The organism is Bradyrhizobium sp. CFUWI (assembly GCF_056429085.1).
The window spans coordinates 1-617 of record NZ_JBWJZE010000131.1; the positions used below are offsets into that span (position 1 = coordinate 1).

Annotated in this window: 1 protein-coding gene; it reads left to right on the forward strand. The window is 71.8% G+C overall.

All coding sequences use genetic code 11. The features are described 5' to 3' along the window. Nucleotides 1-617, forward strand: a 617-nt coding sequence (locus AC066S_RS39045) for a TonB-dependent receptor domain-containing protein (protein WP_478271938.1), incomplete at both ends; no start/stop codon positions are given.

Consider the following 617-nt stretch of genomic DNA (forward strand, 5'->3'; position numbering starts at 1 on the left):
CGTTCAACACCGGTACCGGCCTGGTGGACCGCGAACGCTTCTTCGTCGCGCAGGACCAGACCACTACCGGCAACAAGACGGAGCTGCAATGGGACGGCCGGATCGCGGGCCTGGAGAACCGGGCCGTCGCCGCGCTCGAATTCAGCCACACCGACCTGTCGCGCCCCGGCGCCGCGAATTTCCCGGGCGACAGCGTGTCGCTCGTGGCGCCCGACCGCGGCTTCTACGGCCCGCTCGTGCAGCAGTTGCAGACCACGCGCCTGCGCAACACGGCGCTCGCGCTGGAGGACCGGCTGCGCCTCACGCCCGCCGTGGCGCTCGTCGCCGGGCTGCGCCACGAGTCGATCGAACTGGACCGCACCTCCACCGATGCGGCCGGCGCGGCGCGGCGGGGCTTTCCCTATGGCAAGACCTGGCACCCGACCACCGGCCGATTGGGCCTGACCTGGGAAGCCGCGCCGGGCACCATGCTCTACGCCCAGGCCGCGACCGGCGCCGACGTGGCGGCCAACAACATCTTCCTGCTCGGGCCCACGCAGCCGCTCGATCTGACCCGGGCGCGCAATGCCGAGGTCGGCGTCAAGCAGAGCTTCTGGCAGGAGCGCGGCGAATGGACG